16 protein-coding genes and 1 pseudogene are annotated in these 15481 nt (G+C 70.7%); 14 read left to right on the forward strand and 3 right to left on the reverse strand.

The genetic code is table 11. The features are described from left to right. The first annotated feature begins 154 nt into the window (after window positions 1–154). The 10 genes and pseudogenes from ACWGDX_RS27365 (at window position 155) to ACWGDX_RS27410 (ending at window position 8673) form a co-directional block, all read left to right on the forward strand. On the forward strand, window positions 155–1516 hold the full coding sequence (locus ACWGDX_RS27365) for an ATP-binding protein (protein ID WP_453629705.1): 1362 nt from the start codon (window positions 155–157) through the stop codon (window positions 1514–1516). Window positions 1517–1544: 28 nt separating this feature from the next. Beyond that, window positions 1545–1835 (forward strand): annotated as a pseudogene (locus ACWGDX_RS27370) (tetratricopeptide repeat protein); the annotation flags it as partial. After that, the gene (locus ACWGDX_RS27375) at window positions 1833–2627 is read left to right on the forward strand and encodes a tetratricopeptide repeat protein (protein ID WP_453629735.1); all 795 of its coding nucleotides are present in this window, start codon (window positions 1833–1835) and stop codon (window positions 2625–2627) included. The pseudogene ACWGDX_RS27370 and the gene ACWGDX_RS27375, both read left to right, overlap by 3 nt. Before the next feature lie 50 nt (window positions 2628–2677). After that, window positions 2678–3037, forward strand: coding sequence for a histidine triad nucleotide-binding protein (locus ACWGDX_RS27380; protein WP_382864458.1), 360 nt, complete (start codon window positions 2678–2680; stop codon window positions 3035–3037). Between the two features lie 5 nt (window positions 3038–3042). Next, window positions 3043–3951 (forward strand): ribonuclease Z, encoded by a 909-nt coding sequence (locus ACWGDX_RS27385; RefSeq protein ID WP_453629708.1) that lies wholly within the window; start codon window positions 3043–3045, stop codon window positions 3949–3951. Window positions 3952–4150: 199 nt separating this feature from the next. Further along, the gene (locus tag ACWGDX_RS27390) at window positions 4151–5263 is read left to right on the forward strand and encodes a carbohydrate kinase family protein (RefSeq protein WP_453629737.1); all 1113 of its coding nucleotides are present in this window, start codon (window positions 4151–4153) and stop codon (window positions 5261–5263) included. A 207-nt stretch (window positions 5264–5470) separates the two neighbouring features. Further along, the gene (locus tag ACWGDX_RS27395) at window positions 5471–6502 is read left to right on the forward strand and encodes a PhoH family protein (RefSeq protein ID WP_365900936.1); all 1032 of its coding nucleotides are present in this window, start codon (window positions 5471–5473) and stop codon (window positions 6500–6502) included. 14 nt (window positions 6503–6516) lie between these two features. Next, window positions 6517–7014 (forward strand): rRNA maturation RNase YbeY, encoded by a 498-nt coding sequence (gene ybeY / locus ACWGDX_RS27400; RefSeq protein ID WP_363085071.1) that lies wholly within the window; start codon window positions 6517–6519, stop codon window positions 7012–7014. Further along, a complete protein-coding gene (locus ACWGDX_RS27405; protein WP_382864453.1) occupies window positions 7011–8300 on the forward strand; it encodes a hemolysin family protein in 1290 nt (429 codons plus the stop codon). Before ybeY ends, ACWGDX_RS27405 begins: the two co-directional genes overlap by 4 nt. 13 nt (window positions 8301–8313) lie before the next feature. Continuing rightward, on the forward strand, window positions 8314–8673 hold the full coding sequence (locus tag ACWGDX_RS27410) for an MmcQ/YjbR family DNA-binding protein (protein ID WP_453629710.1): 360 nt from the start codon (window positions 8314–8316) through the stop codon (window positions 8671–8673). Between the two features lie 33 nt (window positions 8674–8706). Here ACWGDX_RS27410 and ACWGDX_RS27415 read toward each other — a convergent pair whose 3' ends face one another. Beyond that, on the reverse strand, window positions 8707–10206 hold the full coding sequence (locus ACWGDX_RS27415) for an MFS transporter (protein ID WP_453629712.1): 1500 nt from the start codon (window positions 10204–10206) through the stop codon (window positions 8707–8709). 119 nt (window positions 10207–10325) lie between these two features. Between ACWGDX_RS27415 and ACWGDX_RS27420 the strand changes: the two genes are divergently transcribed. From ACWGDX_RS27420 to era, 3 genes are all read left to right on the forward strand, one after another. Further along, window positions 10326–11231: a helix-turn-helix transcriptional regulator gene (locus tag ACWGDX_RS27420; RefSeq protein ID WP_453629714.1), complete on the forward strand. Its 906-nt coding sequence runs from the start codon at window positions 10326–10328 to the stop codon at window positions 11229–11231. A gap of 108 nt (window positions 11232–11339) precedes the next feature. Next, window positions 11340–11705, forward strand: a complete 366-nt coding sequence (locus ACWGDX_RS27425; protein WP_453629716.1) for a cytidine deaminase — start codon at window positions 11340–11342, stop codon at window positions 11703–11705. A 108-nt stretch (window positions 11706–11813) separates the two neighbouring features. Continuing rightward, window positions 11814–12773, forward strand: coding sequence for a GTPase Era (gene era, locus ACWGDX_RS27430; RefSeq protein ID WP_453629718.1), 960 nt, complete (start codon window positions 11814–11816; stop codon window positions 12771–12773). Between the two features lie 63 nt (window positions 12774–12836). Here the strand turns inward: era and ACWGDX_RS27435 are convergent, their stop codons facing one another. Continuing rightward, a complete protein-coding gene (locus tag ACWGDX_RS27435) occupies window positions 12837–13106 on the reverse strand; it encodes a protealysin inhibitor emfourin (protein ID WP_453629720.1) in 270 nt (89 codons plus the stop codon). A gap of 74 nt (window positions 13107–13180) precedes the next feature. Then, a complete protein-coding gene (locus ACWGDX_RS27440) occupies window positions 13181–14236 on the reverse strand; it encodes a M4 family metallopeptidase (RefSeq protein ID WP_453629722.1) in 1056 nt (351 codons plus the stop codon). 316 nt (window positions 14237–14552) lie between these two features. Between ACWGDX_RS27440 and ACWGDX_RS27445 the strand changes: the two genes are divergently transcribed. Continuing rightward, window positions 14553–15481, forward strand: a 929-nt coding sequence (locus tag ACWGDX_RS27445; protein ID WP_453629724.1) for a 2-isopropylmalate synthase, incomplete at its 3' end; no start/stop codon positions are given.

The following is a 15481-nucleotide window of genomic DNA, read 5'->3' on the forward strand; positions in this document are numbered from 1 at the left end:
CCGAGGCGTCCGAGACGTCTGAGGCGTATGGGGCCGGATCCGGGTCCGTGCGACGGAACGTGCTGCTCAACGCTGTCCGGCGCCGTTCAACCATCGCGGCCCGTACTCGCCACCCGCTGGACAGCGGCCCACCGCCGCTTCGTAGGCTGACGGTATGTCCGATGAGTCTCCGCTGATCCGGAGCCTGCGCGCCGCCGTGGCCGCGGCCCCCGACGATGTGCCGCTACGGCTCCATCTCGCCGAGCTGCTGCTCGGCGCGGGACACACGGAGGAGGCGGTCACCGAGGCGGCCGTCGCGCTTCAGCACGCGCCGGGGGACGCCGACGCGCGGGCGTTGATGCTGCGCGCCATGGGAGCGCCGGCCACTCCGGAAGCCCCCGCTGCTCCCGGTGCCCCCGCTGCTCCGGTGGCTCCGGCGGCTTCCTTAGAGACTCCCGCCCCCGTGGCCCCCGCGGAGACGGACCTTCCGCGTCAACCACCCTCCGAACCGGGCGGCTTCGACTGGACCGCGGCCGAGCGGCAGATCGAGGACGCCGTCCCGCCCCGCTTCGTCACCTCCGACAGCGCCGCCGGCTCCCCGGCCCCCGAGGCTCCGCCCGCGGCCGACGGCGGCGGCGACGCCGGCTCCGTCCCCGCCTGGGACATCGACGCGCCGGGGTCCGTGAGCCTCGCCGATGTCGGCGGGATGCGGGAGGTCAAGGACCGCCTCGAAGCCGCCTTCCTCGCCCCCATGCGCAACCCCGAACTGCGCAGGCTGTTCGGCAAGAGCCTGCGCGGCGGACTGCTTCTGTACGGTCCTCCCGGCTGCGGGAAGACCTTCATCGCGCGGGCCGTCGCGGGCGAACTGGGCGCCGGATTCCTGTCCGTGTCGGTCAACGACGTACTGGACATGTGGATCGGCAACTCCGAGCGCAATATGCACGAGGTGTTCGAGACCGCCCGCCGTCAGGCGCCCTGCGTGGTCTTCCTGGACGAGCTGGACGCGCTGGGCGCCAAGCGGAGCCGTACGCACCACAGCGGGATGCGCAACACCGTGAACCAGCTCCTCACCGAACTCGACGGTGTGGACGCCGCCAACGAGGGCGTGTTCGTGCTCGCCGCCACCAATGTCCCCTGGGACGTGGACATCGCGCTGCGCAGGCCCGGCCGGCTCGACCGTACGCTGCTCGTCCTGCCGCCCGACGCGCCCGCCCGCGAGGCGATCCTCCGGTACCACCTGCGCGAGCGGCCCATCGAATCCGTCGACCTGGGCCGACTGGTGAAGTTCACCGAGGACTTCTCCGGCGCCGATCTCGCCCATCTCTGCGACTCCGCCGCGGAGAGCGCGCTGCTCGACTCGGCCCGTACGGGCACGGTCCGCATGATCAATATGAAGGACCTGCTGGCGGCGGCCAAGGAGGTACGGCCGTCCACGGAGCCCTGGTTCGCGGCGGCCCGCAATGTCGCCATGTTCGCCAACGACGGCGGTATGTACGACGATCTCCTCGCCTATCTGAAGAAGAAGCGGAAGCTGTGACCGCCGGCCGCCCCGGCTTCGGCCGTCTCCGGTGAGCGAGGCGCTGAAGCGGGCCGACGCGCTCCATGAGATGGGCCGTTACGAGCAGGCCGCCGCCACCGTCTCCGCCCATCTCGCCGCTCGCCCCGACGACGCGCGCGCCTGGGTCCTGCTCGCCCGCTGCGCCCACGCGCTCGGCGACCGCGCCGAGGCACTGCGCGCGGTGGACGAGGCGCTGCGCGCCGACCCGCACCGGCTCTCCGCCTGGATCGTGCGCGCGGAACTGCTCACCGGCGCGCGCCGGTACACCGAGGCCGAGGCGGCGGCCCGCGAGTCGATCCGGCTCGCACCGCACTTCTGGGGCGCGTACCAGGCGCTCGCCTGGGTCCTCGACCGCTCCGGCGACCGCTCCCGCCGCCAAGAGGCGTACGCCGTCGCCCGGCAGGCCGCCGAACTCGCCCCGGAGCACGACTCCGCGCACTTCCTCGTCGGGGTCACCGCCCACCGGCTGCGTGATTTCCGTACCGCCGAACTCGCCTACCGCGCCGCGCTGCGTCTCAACCCGCAGAGCAGCGAGGCTCACAACAACCTGGCGATGCTGAGCATGGGGCACCGATGGCGGCGGCGCGGCGCGTGGACCGCCGCGGCGGAGGGCTTCGCCACGGCGGCGGCCCTCGACACGGCGGACCGGGACGCCCGGTTCAATCTGGAGTCCATGGCCTGGGGCGTGGCGGCGGGCGCCCGCTGGGTCGCGCTGGCCGGACTCGTCGTATCCGTCCTCGGTACGGTCGGTCCGCGCACCGGCGACAGCGGTACCGGCGCCCTCGTCGCCCAGGGAGTGGCGGCCACCGCGCTCGCGGCGCTCTGGGCGGGGTGGGGGCTGTGGATACGGCACCGGCTGCCCGCGCGGCTGCGCCGGCCGATGCTGCTGCTGGCCCGCCGCTGCCCGCCCGTGGTGGCGATGGGCGTGGCCGTCGGACTGCTGGGACTCCACTCGGCGGCCGTGGTCGCCCTGCCCGGGGCGGGCGCGGGCCTCGTCGGCGGACTGGGCGTGCCCCTGTTCTGGGGGATGCTCCTCACGTACTGGCTCAGCAGGGCGGCTCTCAACAGACGGCGGCCCGCGGACGGATAGCATGCGTCCATACCGAACGGATCACCGGCGGCGTCGAGGAGGCCCGGATCATGGCCGGAGAACCACAGGCCGACTGCCTGTTCTGCAAGATCGTCTCGGGGGAGGTGCCGGCCACCGTCGTGCGGGAGACGGAGACCACCGTCGCCTTCCGTGACATCAATCCGCAGGCCCCGACCCATGTCCTGGTCATCCCCCGGTCGCACTACCCGGACGCGGGCGCCCTCGCCACGGCCGAGCCGGGTGTCGCCGCCGACGTGCTGCGCGAGGCGGCGGCGGTCGCCGTCGGGGACGGGACCGACGGCAGCGGCTACCGGATCGTCTTCAACACGGGCGCGGGGGCCGGTCAGACCGTCTTCCACGCCCATGCCCATGTGCTGGGCGGCCGCGGCTTCAACTGGCCTCCCGGGTAGGCGTCTTGTCCGTACGCGAACTGGTCGTGCTCGGCACCGCCAGCCAGGTGCCCACCCGCCACCGCAACCACAACGGCTATCTGCTGCGGTGGGACGGCGCGGGTCTGCTCTTCGACCCGGGCGAGGGCACACAGCGCCAGATGCTGCGCGCCGGGGTCGCCGCGCACGACATCGACCGGATCTGTGTCACGCACTTCCACGGTGATCACTCGCTCGGACTGGCCGGGGTCATCCAGCGGATCAATCTCGACCGGGTGCCGCATCCGGTCACCGCGCACTACCCGGCGAGCGGACAGCACTTCTTCGAGCGGCTGCGGTACGCGACGGCCTACCGTGAGACCGTCGCGCTGACCGAGGCGCCGGTCACCGGTGACGGGGTGCTCGCGCGGACCCGCGCGTACACGCTGGAGGCGCACCGGCTCTCCCACCCCGTCGAGTCGTACGGCTACCGGCTCGTCGAGCCGGACGGGCGGCGGATGCTCCCGGCGCTGCTGGCCGAGCACGGTATCGCGGGCGCCGATGTGGGCCGTCTCCAGCGCGAGGGCTCGCTGAACGGTGTCACCCTCGACGACGTCAGCGAGACGCGCAGGGGCCAGCGGTTCGCCTTCGTCATGGACACCCGGCTCTGCCCGGGGGTGCGCACGCTGGCCGAGGGGTGCGATCTGCTGGTCATCGAGTCGACGTTCCTGGACGAGGACGAGCGGCTGGCGACCGAGCACGGCCATCTCACGGCGGGCCAGGCGGGACGGGCGGCGCACGAGGCCGGCGTACGGCATCTCGTCCTGACGCACTTCTCGCAGCGTTACGCCGATCCCGACGAGTTCGAGCGGCAGGCACGCGCGGCCGGGTTCGACGGTGAACTGACCGTCGCCGCCGATCTGGTGCGCGTGCCGCTGCCGAAGCGATCCGCCTGAAGGCAAGACCGGTCATGAATCGATCGATTCATGATTGATCACTGATCAAGTTCTGACTGAATGCGACGCGATGTCGAACTGAATCGAACATGGCGCTGATGGGGATCCCGAGCGTCCGCCCCGGCGGCGAGGATCGGGCAGACTGTCCGGATCCGCACGCGATCGGGAGCACGCCGTGATCACACCCCATGGAGACCCGCTGGAACACACCGCGGAACACGCAGCGCATGCCGACGCGCACGTCGATCCGCTGGGCGCGCTGCGCGCCCCGGACGACCCGGCCTGCGATGTCTATCTGACGGGCACGGTCTTCCTCGACATCATCTTCACCGGCCTGGACAGCGCCCCCGTACGCGGTACGGAGTCCTGGGCACGCGGTATGGGATCGAGCCCCGGCGGGATCGCCAACATGGCCACCGCGCTCGCCCGACTCGGACTGCACACCTCGCTCGCGGCGGCCTTCGGCGACGACCACTACGGCGAGTACTGCTGGGACGCGCTGGCGCAGGGCGAGGGCATCGATCTGTCCCGCTCCCGCACCGTCCCCGGCTGGCACTCGCCCGTCACGGTCTCCATGGCGTACGAGGGCGAGCGGACGATGGTCTCGCACGGCCACGAGGCCCCGCCGCCCGAAGGCGCCCTCCCGGAATGCCCGCCCCGCGCCCGCGCCGCCGTCGCGGCGCTCACCCCGGGCCGCCGCGACGAGTGGATCGCCCGCGCAGTCCGCCGCGGGGCGCGGATCTTCGCCGATGTCGGCTGGGACGAGTCCGGCCGCTGGGATCTGGCCGGACTGGCCGATCTGGAGCACTGCGAGGCCTTCCTGCCCAACGCCGAGGAGGCGATGCGCTACACCCGTACCGACTGCCCCAAGGCAGCCGCGCGGATACTCGCCGAGCGGGTGCCGGTCGCCGTCGTCACACTGGGCGCGGACGGGGCGTACGCCGTGGACGGCGCCACCGGCGAGACCGCCGAGGTCCCGGCCATCGCGGTGGAGGCCCTGGACCCGACGGGCGCGGGCGATGTCTTCGTGGCGGGCTATGTCACCGGCACGCTCGCCGGCTGGCCGCTCGCGGACCGGCTGGCCTTCGCCGGACTGACCGCCGCGCTCTCGGTCCAGGAGTTCGGCGGCTCGCTCTCCGCGCCCGGCTGGTCGGAGGTCGCGACCTGGTGGCAGTACGTACAGGCCTGCTCGGACCAGGACCCGGCGGCGCTGCGGCGCTATGCCTTCCTGGAGGAGCTGCTGCCCGCGCCGAGCAGGCCGTGGCCGCTGCGCAGGGCCGTACCGACCATCGGTTTCGGCCGCTCGGGCTGACCCCGGGCCGCCGCCCCGGAGGCGACGCGGAGGCGACGCGGAGGCGACACGGAGACGCGCCGCGCCGACGCGTACCGCAAGGTTCAGGAACGGCACAGGTAAAAGCCCTGGGGCTTGTCAGTGCGGAGCCGTACGCTGGTACCTCAGAGGTTGTCGAGCGGCGAGAACCCTGCAACGGGAGGTATGCGCAGGCCACAGAGCCGGCCCATGACTCAGACACCTACAGCCCGGACCCCCGCGGAGGGGCAGGCACGTACCCACTTCACCGTCCCCGCCAATCACCCCATGGTGACGGTCCTGGGCTCAGGCGACTCCCTGCTCCGCGTGATCGAGAAGGCGTTCCCGGCCGCGGACATCCATGTCCGGGGCAACAAGATCAGTACGAGCGGCAGCGCGGCGGATGTCGCGCTCGTCCAGCGCCTGTTCGACGAGATGATGCTGGTGCTCCGCACCGGTCAGCCGATGACGGAGGACGCAGTGGAACGTTCCATCGCCATGCTCAGGGCGAGCGAGAACGGCGGTGCGGACGGCCCCGAGACCCCCGCCGAGGTGCTCACCCAGAACATCCTGTCCAGCCGGGGCCGGACCATCCGCCCCAAGACCCTGAACCAGAAGCGGTATGTCGACGCGATCGACCATCACACGATCGTCTTCGGCATCGGTCCCGCCGGTACGGGCAAGACCTATCTCGCCATGGCCAAGGCGGTCCAGGCCCTCCTGGCCAAGCAGGTCAACCGGATCATCCTGACCAGGCCCGCCGTCGAGGCGGGTGAGCGGCTCGGCTTCCTGCCCGGGACGCTCTACGAGAAGATCGACCCGTATCTGCGCCCGCTCTACGACGCACTGCACGACATGCTCGACCCCGACTCGATCCCGCGGCTGATGGCGGCGGGCACGATCGAGGTCGCGCCGCTGGCGTACATGCGCGGCCGCACGCTCAACGACGCGTTCATCATCCTCGACGAGGCCCAGAACACCAGCCCCGAGCAGATGAAGATGTTCCTGACCCGGCTCGGGTTCGAATCGAAGATAGTCATCACCGGTGACATCACCCAGGTCGACCTTCCCGGCGGCACGAAGAGCGGTCTGCGCCAGGTCCAGGACATCCTGGAAGGCGTGGACGATGTGCACTTCTCCCGTCTCACCTCGCAGGATGTCGTACGGCACAAGCTCGTCGGCCGTATCGTCGACGCGTACGAGCAGTACGACAGCCGCAACGACGGCCGAAACGGGAAGTAGAACAAGAGCGCACCATGTCGATCGACGTCAACAACGAGTCAGGCACCGAGGTCGACGAGCAGGCGATCCTCGATGTCGCCCGCTACGCGCTCACCCGGATGCGCATCCACCCGCTCTCCGAGTTGTCGGTGATCGTCGTGGACGAAGCGGCCATGGAGCAGCTCCACATCCAGTGGATGGATCTGCCGGGCCCGACGGATGTCATGTCCTTCCCGATGGACGAGCTGCGTCCGCCGGTCAAGGACGACGAGGAGCCCCCGCAGGGGCTCCTCGGTGACATCGTCCTCTGCCCGGAGGTCGCGAAGAAGCAGGGCGAGGAAGCCCCGACGCGGCACACCATGGACGAGGAGCTCCAGCTGCTCACCGTCCACGGTGTGCTGCATCTCCTCGGTTACGACCATGAGGTGCCGGACGAGAAGGCCGAGATGTTCGGCCTCCAGGCGGCGATCGTCGACGGCTGGCGATCCGAACAGGGGCTCACGGGTCCGTCCCCCGCGCCCACCGTCTCGTGACCGCGCAACTGATCGTCGGAGCGGTCGCCCTGGTCGTCGTCGCCTGGCTGGCGGCGTCGGCCGAGGCGGGCCTCGCCCGGGTCTCCAGCTTCCGGGCGGCCGAGGCCGTCCGCTCGGGGCGGCGCGGCGCGGCCAAGCTGGAGCAGGTCGCCGCCGATCCGACGCGCTATCTGAATGTGGCCCTGCTCGTCCGGGTCGCCTGTGAGATGGCGGCCGGGGTGCTGGTCACCTACGTCTGTCTCAACGAGTTCGAGGAGACCTGGTCGGCGCTGGTCGTCGCGATCGGGGTGATGGTCCTCGTCTCCTATGTCGCGGTGGGCGTCTCCCCGCGCACCATCGGGCGCCAGCATCCGCTGAACACGGCGACGGCCTCGGCGTATGTGCTGCTGCCGCTCGCCAGGATCATGGGCCCGATCCCGCAGCTGCTGATCCTCCTCGGCAACGCCCTCACCCCGGGCAAGGGTTTCCGCAAGGGACCGTTCGCCAGTGAGGCCGAGCTGCGGGCCCTGGTCGACCTCGCCGAGCAGGAGTCCCTCATCGAGGACGACGAGCGCCGGATGGTCCACTCCGTCTTCGAGCTGGGCGACACCCTCGTACGGGAGGTCATGGTCCCGCGCACGGACCTGGTCTGTATCGAGCGGTACAAGACGATCCGGCAGGCGCTGACCCTGGCCCTGCGCTCCGGCTTCTCCCGGATCCCGGTGACCGGGGAGAACGAGGACGACATGGTCGGCATCGTGTATCTCAAGGACCTGGTCAGAAAGACCCATATCAACCGGGACTCCGAGAGCGATCTGGTCTCCACGGCGATGCGTCCCGCCGCCTTCGTCCCCGACACCAAGAACGCCGGCGATCTGCTCCGCGAGATGCAGCAGGAGCGCAGCCATGTCGCGGTCGTCATCGACGAGTACGGCGGCACGGCCGGCATCGTCACGATCGAGGACATCCTGGAGGAGATCGTCGGCGAGATCACCGACGAGTACGACCGTGAACTGCCGCCGGTCGAGGAGATCGGTGACGGCTCCTACCGGGTCACGGCCCGGCTCGACATCGGTGATCTCGGCGAGCTGTTCGGGTTCGACGAGTACGACGACGAGGATGTGGAGACGGTCGGCGGACTGCTGGCCAAGGCGCTGGGCCGGGTCCCGATCGCCGGGGCGAGCGCCGAGGTGGAGCTGCCCGACGGGCGCGGTCTGCGGCTGACGGCGGAGTCCCCGGCCGGCCGCCGCAACAAGATCGTCACGGTCCTGGTGGAGCCGGTGCGCAAGGAGGAGCCCGCCGCGTGACACCGGAGGACGCGTGAGACCGGAAGAGCTGAAGGCCTCGTGCCTGGGGCTGAACGGGACGTCCGAGGACGTCCCGTTCCCCCGCAGCCCCGGTCTCACGGTCTTCCGGGTGGGCGGCAAGATCTTCGCGTTCTGCGCGCTGGAGGAACGGCCGCTGAAGATCGCCCTCAAGTGCGATCCGGAGGAGGCGATCCGGCTGCGCGAGACGCATACCGCGATCGTCCCCGGCTGGCATCTCAACAAGCGCCACTGGAACACGGTGACGGTCGGGGAACTGCCCGCGCGGATGGTGCGGGAGCTGATCGAGGACTCGTACGACCTGGTGGTGGCCGGTCTGCCGAGGGCGGAGCGGCTGCGGCTCGACCGGCCCTGAGGGCCCCCGGGGGCCCAGGGGCCCAGGGGGCGGTCAGGACCGTGGCGTCCGGCGCCCGGTGGTACGGAGCCCCGCCGCCACCAGCAGCGCCGCCACGACCACGATCGCCGCGTCCACGGCCAGGACGAGCCGTACCCCGTCGTAGAGCACGATCTGAGCCGCCGCGACCGAGCCCAGCAGCGGGATACCGACCGTGATGCCGACCTGCTGGGTCGTGGTCACCAGACCCGTCGCGAGCCCCTGCTCCCTGTCCGGGACACCCGAGGTCACCGTCAGTCCGTACGAGATGACCGCGACAAGATGGCACATGCTCGCCAGCGAGACCCCCACCGTCGCCAGCACGACCCCCGAGCCGCTGCCCAGACCCAGCAGGGTCGCGGTGAACAGCCCCTGACCGAGCAGGGAGACGGCCAGGGCGCGACGGGCACCGAAGCGGCCGATCAGCCGGACGGCCAGCGAGCCCGCCACCACGGACAGCACACCCTGGAGCCCGAAGACCAGACCGGTCTCGAAGGCGGACAGCCCGAGCGAGTCCTGGAGATAGAGGGTGAGGACGAAGACCACCGTGCTCATCATCGAGAAGGTGACCAGACCGCCCAGATTGCCGAATGCCACGGTGCGCCTGCCCAGCATGGGCAGGGAGACCAGCGGAGCGGCACTGCGCGACTCGACCAGGACGAAGGCCACCAGCAGCGCGACGCCCGCGATCAGGGTCATCAGCACATCCGCACCACCGAAACCGTGGTCGGCTGCGGTCGACAGCGCGTAGATCACGGCCAGCAGCCCGCCCGTCACGGTCACCGCGCCCGGGATGTCGAGCCGTGGGCGGTCGGGGGTACGGGACTCGGGCAGCAGGCCGGACGCCAGTGCGAGCACGATGAGCGCGGCGACGGCGAGCAGTCCCATCGTGGAGCGCCAGCCCAGGGTGTCGGTCAGCACACCGCCCAGCACCATGCCGATGGTGAAACCGAGCGAGAGCAGGGTGCCGCTGATGCCCAGTGCCCGGTCTCGTTGCGGCCCCTCCGGGAAGGTGGTGGTCAGCAGCGACATGCCGGTCGGGACGATCACGGCGGCGCCCAGCCCCTGGAGCGCGCGCCCGGCCAGGAAGACCGCCGGGTTCCAGGCCAGGGTGGCCAGCAGCGAGGCCGCGCCGAAGAGCGCGAGACCGGTGAGGAACAGCCGGCGCCGGCCGTAGAGATCGGCGATCCGGCCGAAGAGCAGCAGAAAGCCGCCGGACGGCAACGCGAAGGCCGTGACCGCCCATTGCAGCGCGGACCGGCTCATCCCGAGATCCGCGCCGAGGACGGGCAGGGCCACATTCAGTACGGAGAAGTCGAGCGCCACCATGAACTGGGCGGCGCACAGCACCATGAGGATCAGCCTGGCCCGGCCGGTGAGCCGCCCGGGAGCGGACGCGGCGCCGGACTCGGACCCGGGGGCGGGGGCGTGTGCGGGTGCGGGGGCCGAGGCGGGTTCACGCGTGCCGGGCGGCCCGGTGTCGGAGGAACCAGTCGTGGAGGTCTCGAATGCCATGCCCGACAGCCTGGGGCGGCAGGAATAGGCGTGGGGAGCGGGAACTTATCCTGTTGGCGGCACCACCAGGCGGGCCGGCGAAGGCAGTTGGGCGGGGCGGTTCGGCAGGGGGACTCCAGATGGCCACGCGGACCGGGCGGACCGGGCAGACCACCGGGGGGACCGGAAAGGCGCACCGCCTCAGCGAACTGCGTGAGTTCCTGATGAGCAGACGCGCCCGGGTCAGCCCGGCCGAGGCGGGCCTGCCGGACGGCGGCGCCCGGCGCCGTACACCGGGGCTGCGGCGCGAGGAGGTGGCCGTCCTCGCGGGCGTCGGCGTCTCCTGGTACCAGTGGCTGGAACAGGGCAGGGACATCACCGTCTCGCCACAGGTCCTGGACTCGGTGGCGCGGGTGCTCAGACTCAGCGGCACCGAACGGCGCCATCTGTATGTGCTGGCGGGGCTCAACCCGCCCCCGCCGGAGGTGGATCCGGCGGCGCTCGGTATGTGCACCGGGCTGCGGCGGCTGATCGACGCCTGGATGCCGTACCCCGCGCACATCATGGACGGCTACTGGAACGTGATCATGTACAACGACGCGGCCTCGGCGGTCCACGGTCTGCGGCCCGGGTTCTCCAGGAACTGTCTGATCAATTTCTTTACCGATCCGATCTACCGCGCACGGATCACGCACTGGGCGCAGATCGCGCCGCGGATCGTCGCCCAGTTCCGCGCCGCGTACTCGGAGTGTCCCGACGACGAGGGGTTCCAGGCCCTGGTGCGGGAGGCGAAGGAGCGCAGCGACGAATTCGCCCGGCTGTGGGACCGGCGGGACATCGCGCCCGCCGGACAGGTGCGCGAGGAGCTGGAGAACCCGCTGGTCGGCACCCTGCTGCTGGAGTCCACCCAGCTCCGGGTGCCGGCCAGGCCCGATCTGGTGATCATGCTGCACACCCCGCTGCCGGAGGCGGACACGGCGGCGAAGCTGGAGTGGCTGGCGTCACCGGAGGGCCGGCGCGGCTCGCTGTACCCGGTCGCGGGCTGACCGGCGCGCCGGCTCGCGTGCGGGACCATGTCCCGGCGGCGCAGGGCGTCCCGGTCGCGGCCGCTCCCCGTCGACGGGGGCACCGCACCCGCTGCCTATGCTCGGCACATGACTGAGAGCACCGATCCCGGCACCGGCCCCGGCCCCGAGGACCGCAAGATCATCACCCTGGCCCGGAGCGCCCGTGCCCGTAACGGCGTACCGGAGGGCGCGGCCGTACGGGACGAGACCGGGCGTACCTATGTCGCCGGCACCGTGGAGCTGGCCTCCCTCAGGCTCAGCGCGCTGCGCACCGCCGTCGCGATGGCCGTGGCCAGCGGTGCGAACTCACTGGAGGCGGCGGCCGTGGTCACCGAGGCGGAGACGCCGTCCGACGAGGACCTCGCGGCCGTGCGTGATCTGGGCGGCGCGGGAACCCCGGTCCTGGTGGCGGGCCCCGACGGCGTGCTGCGGGTGACCGTCGAGGCGAGCTGACCCGCGCGCGGCGCACCGGCCGGTGGCGGTCCGCCCACGCCCGTCGGGGACGCCCGGTGGTGACCGCCGTGGCCCATCTGGTCGGCGCGGCGTGAACGATCGGGGAGAATGGGCGCCATGAGCGCTCGTACCTCCTCTCCCGAGACAGCCGAAGTCCCCCACCGGGCGGGCTTCGCCTGCTTCGTCGGCCGCCCCAACGCGGGCAAGTCCACCCTCACGAACGCTCTCGTCGGTCAGAAGGTGGCCATCACCTCGAACCGGCCGCAGACCACCCGGCACACCGTCCGTGGCATCGTGCACCGCCCCGAGGCCCAGCTCATCCTGGTCGACACCCCTGGCCTCCACAAGCCGCGCACCCTGCTCGGCGAGCGCCTGAACGATGTCGTACGGACGACCTGGGCCGAGGTCGACGTGATCGGTTTCTGTCTGCCCGCCGACCAGAAGCTCGGCCCCGGCGACCGGTTCATCGCCAAGGAACTGGCGGCCATCAAGAAGACGCCGAAGGTCGCCGTCGTCACCAAGACGGACCTCGTCGACTCCAAGACGCTCGCCGAGCAGCTCATCGCGATCGATCTGCTCGGCAAGGAGATCGGTCTGGAGTGGGCGGAGATCGTCCCGGTCTCGGCCGTCGGCGACCAGCAGATCGGCCTGCTGGCGGACCTGCTGGTCCCCCTGCTCCCGGAGAGCCCCCCGCTCTACCCGGAGGGCGATCTCACCGACGAGCCCGAGCAGGTCATGGTGGCCGAGCTGATCCGCGAGGCCGCGCTGGAAGGCGTACGGGACGAACTCCCGCACTCGATCGCGGTCGTGGTCGAGGAGATGCTCCCGCGCGAGGACCGCCCGGCGGACAAGCCGCTCCTGGACATCCACGCGAACGTCTATATCGAGCGTCCCAGCCAGAAGGGAATCATCATCGGCCCGAAGGGCAAGCGCCTCAAGGAGGTCGGGACCAAGTCCCGCAAACACATCGAGGCCCTGCTCGGCACCCCGGTCTTCCTCGACCTCCATGTCAAGGTCGCCAAGGACTGGCAGCGCGACCCGAAGCAGCTCCGCAAACTCGGCTTCTGAACGGGGCCACCCCGGCCGACGGTCTTTGCCGCCCGCCCTGTCCGTGCCCCGGCCGGACAGGGCTCAGGCGCCTTCCTTCAGGACGCGGGAGATCAGGGTGCGCTGGGCCTCGGAGAGGTGGGGGTCGGCGCAGTGGAACTCGTGGTCGTCGACGGTGATCCGATAGCTGAAGCCGTCGGGCACCACGGGGGAGCGGGGGGTCCCGGTGGCGTCCGTGATGGCCTGTTCCGCGAGTTCCCGCCAGACGGGGGTGTCGGGCAGGGACGAGGTGTCGACCTCGGCCCTGCGCTCGATGCCCGCGAAACCGCCCGTACGACGCACTTCGATACGCATGGCTCCTGTCTAGTGCCTGGAGGGCGGGCGCGGTAGCCGACGCTCCCGCGCCCATGCCCTTCCCGTCACGCCCTTCACGCCGTGGGGACGCCGACCTGGGACCATGCCTTGACCACCGCCTCGTGCTCCGCCCCGTCCCCGAAGCGGGACCGCGCCGCCGCGACCGTCAGCCGGGCGAAGTCCGCGAAGTCCGCGTCGACGGCCAGTTCGCCCCCGGTCAGCACGTCGAACCAGATCCGCCCCGCCCGCTCCCACGCCTTTCCGCCGAGCCGCTCGGCGAGCAGATAGAACGCGTGGTTGGGGATGCCGGAGTTGATATGCACCCCGCCGTTGTCCTGGTTCGTCCGTACGTAGTCGTCCATGACGGCCGGCTGCGGGTCCTTGCCGAGCACATCGTCGTCGTACGCCGTGCCCGGCGCCTTCATGGAGCGCAGCGCGACGCCGGTGACGCGCGGCGCGAGCAGGCCCTGGCCGATCAGCCAGTCGGCCTGGTCGGCCGTCTGGTCCAGGGTGAACTGCTTGACCAGCGAGCCGAGAACGTCCGACATGGACTCGTTCAGGGCGCCCGACTGCCCGTAGTAGCTGAGATTGGCCGTGTACTGCGTGACCCCGTGGGCCAGCTCATGGCCGATCACATCGACCGGGATCGTGAAGTCCAGGAAGATCTCGCCGTCACCGTCGCCGAAGACCATCTGCTCGCCGTCCCAGAAGGCGTTCGCGTACTCCCGGTCGTAGTGGACGCTGGCGGTCAGCGGCAGTCCCGCGCCGTCCAGGGAATCGCGGCCGTATGCCTTCAGCAGCAGCTCGAAGGTGGCGCCGAGCCCGCTGTACGCGCGATTGACGGTGGCGTCCCTGCCGGGCTCGGAGCCCTCCCCGCGGACCTTCGTGCCCGGCAGGACGGTGCCGTGCCGGCAGTCGTGGATGGCGCGGTCCGGCTTTCCCGCCGGCTCGGCGGCCCGCGACGGCGCGACGGCGCGGATCGCCGTCAGCCGGCGTCGCGTGCGCTGGGAGGAGTCGGCCTCCAGGGTGCGGCGGGCGGGCCCGGAGACGGCCGGATCGTCCGCACCCGCGAGCTTGTCGAGGACATGCGGCGGCACGATGGTGCAGAAAACGGGAGTGTTGGCGTCCATAGAGGCAATGTGGCACTCCGTGATGGAGATTGCACCCATCGCGAGCGAGGTTGCTGAAATGGAGTGATCTGTCGGGGTCCGGGGAATACCTTCGTGGATCGAGGAGAGGGCGGTTCCGGTTCCGCATGCTGATACGGACCGGCGAGGACCGTGCGGCTGGGCTAGGCTCCCTCGCATCATGCGTTTCGGGCTGCTTCTCCTTAGCTGCCGCGGCGAGGGCCTGTAGTCGTAGGCCGACCCCCTCCCCGCGGAGTCTGGCGTTGCGGCGATCGCGCCCCGTCGGCCGTCCCAGTGGACACACGAGGAGCCCTGCGCAATGTCTGAATCTTCTTTCGCCTCTGTCGGCGGCGCCACGCCCGTCACCAACGCGACCCACACCCAGCGCCCGTCGGGAATGCCCATCCATAAGTACGGCCGGTATGAGGCGGTGGACATTCCTGACCGCACTTGGCCCGACAAGCGGGTCACTGTTGCTCCGCGCTGGCTGTCGACGGATTTGCGTGATGGTAATCAGGCGTTGATCGATCCGATGTCGCCGGTGCGTAAGCGGGAGATGTTCGATCTGCTGGTGCGTATGGGTTACAAGGAGATCGAGGTGGGTTTTCCGTCGTCGGGGGAGACGGATTTCGCTTTTGTGCGGTCGGTGATCGAGGAGGGTGCGGTTCCGGAGGATGTGACGATCTCGGTGCTGACGCAGGCGCGGGAGGAGCTGATCGAGCGTACGGTCGAGTCGCTGCGGGGTGCTCATCGTGCGACGGTGCATCTGTACAACGCGACGGCTCCGGAGTTCCGGCGTGTGGTGTTCCGGGGGTCGAGGGAGCAGGTCCGGCGGATCGCTGTGGACGGTACGCGGCTGGTGATGGAGTACGCGGAGAAGATCCTGGGTCCGGAGACGGTGTTCGGTTATCAGTACAGTCCGGAGATTTTCACGGACACCGAGCTGGATTTCGCCCTGGAGGTGTGTGAGGGCGTGATGGATGTGTGGGAGCCGGGGGCGGGGCGGGAGATCATTCTGAATCTGCCGGCGACGGTGGAGCGTTCGACGCCGTCGACGCATGCGGACCGTTTCGAGTGGATGTCGCGTCATCTGTCGCGGCGTGAGTTCGTGTGTCTGTCGGTGCATCCGCACAATGACCGGGGCACGGCTGTCGCGGCGGCGGAGCTGGCGCTGATGGCGGGGGCGGACCGGGTGGAGGGGTGTCTGTTCGGGCAGGGGGAGCGGACCGGGAATGTCGATCTGGTGAC

This window comes from Streptomyces sp. NPDC055025 (genome assembly GCF_053608565.1).

Coding starts and splice junctions, on each gene's coding strand:
- era (WP_453629718.1), top strand. CDS start 11,814: ATGGGCGCCATGAGCGCTCGTACCTCCTCTCCCGAGACAGCCGAAGTC.
- ACWGDX_RS27415 (WP_453629712.1), bottom strand. CDS start 10,206: ATGGCATTCGAGACCTCCACGACTGGTTCCTCCGACACCGGGCCGCCC.
- ACWGDX_RS27365 (WP_453629705.1), top strand. CDS start 155: ATGTCCGATGAGTCTCCGCTGATCCGGAGCCTGCGCGCCGCCGTGGCC.
- ACWGDX_RS27435 (WP_453629720.1), bottom strand. CDS start 13,106: ATGCGTATCGAAGTGCGTCGTACGGGCGGTTTCGCGGGCATCGAGCGC.
- ACWGDX_RS27440 (WP_453629722.1), bottom strand. CDS start 14,236: ATGGACGCCAACACTCCCGTTTTCTGCACCATCGTGCCGCCGCATGTC.
- ACWGDX_RS27420 (WP_453629714.1), top strand. CDS start 10,326: ATGGCCACGCGGACCGGGCGGACCGGGCAGACCACCGGGGGGACCGGA.
- ybeY (WP_363085071.1), top strand. CDS start 6,517: ATGTCGATCGACGTCAACAACGAGTCAGGCACCGAGGTCGACGAGCAG.
- ACWGDX_RS27380 (WP_382864458.1), top strand. CDS start 2,678: ATGGCCGGAGAACCACAGGCCGACTGCCTGTTCTGCAAGATCGTCTCG.
- ACWGDX_RS27425 (WP_453629716.1), top strand. CDS start 11,340: ATGACTGAGAGCACCGATCCCGGCACCGGCCCCGGCCCCGAGGACCGC.
- ACWGDX_RS27395 (WP_365900936.1), top strand. CDS start 5,471: ATGACTCAGACACCTACAGCCCGGACCCCCGCGGAGGGGCAGGCACGT.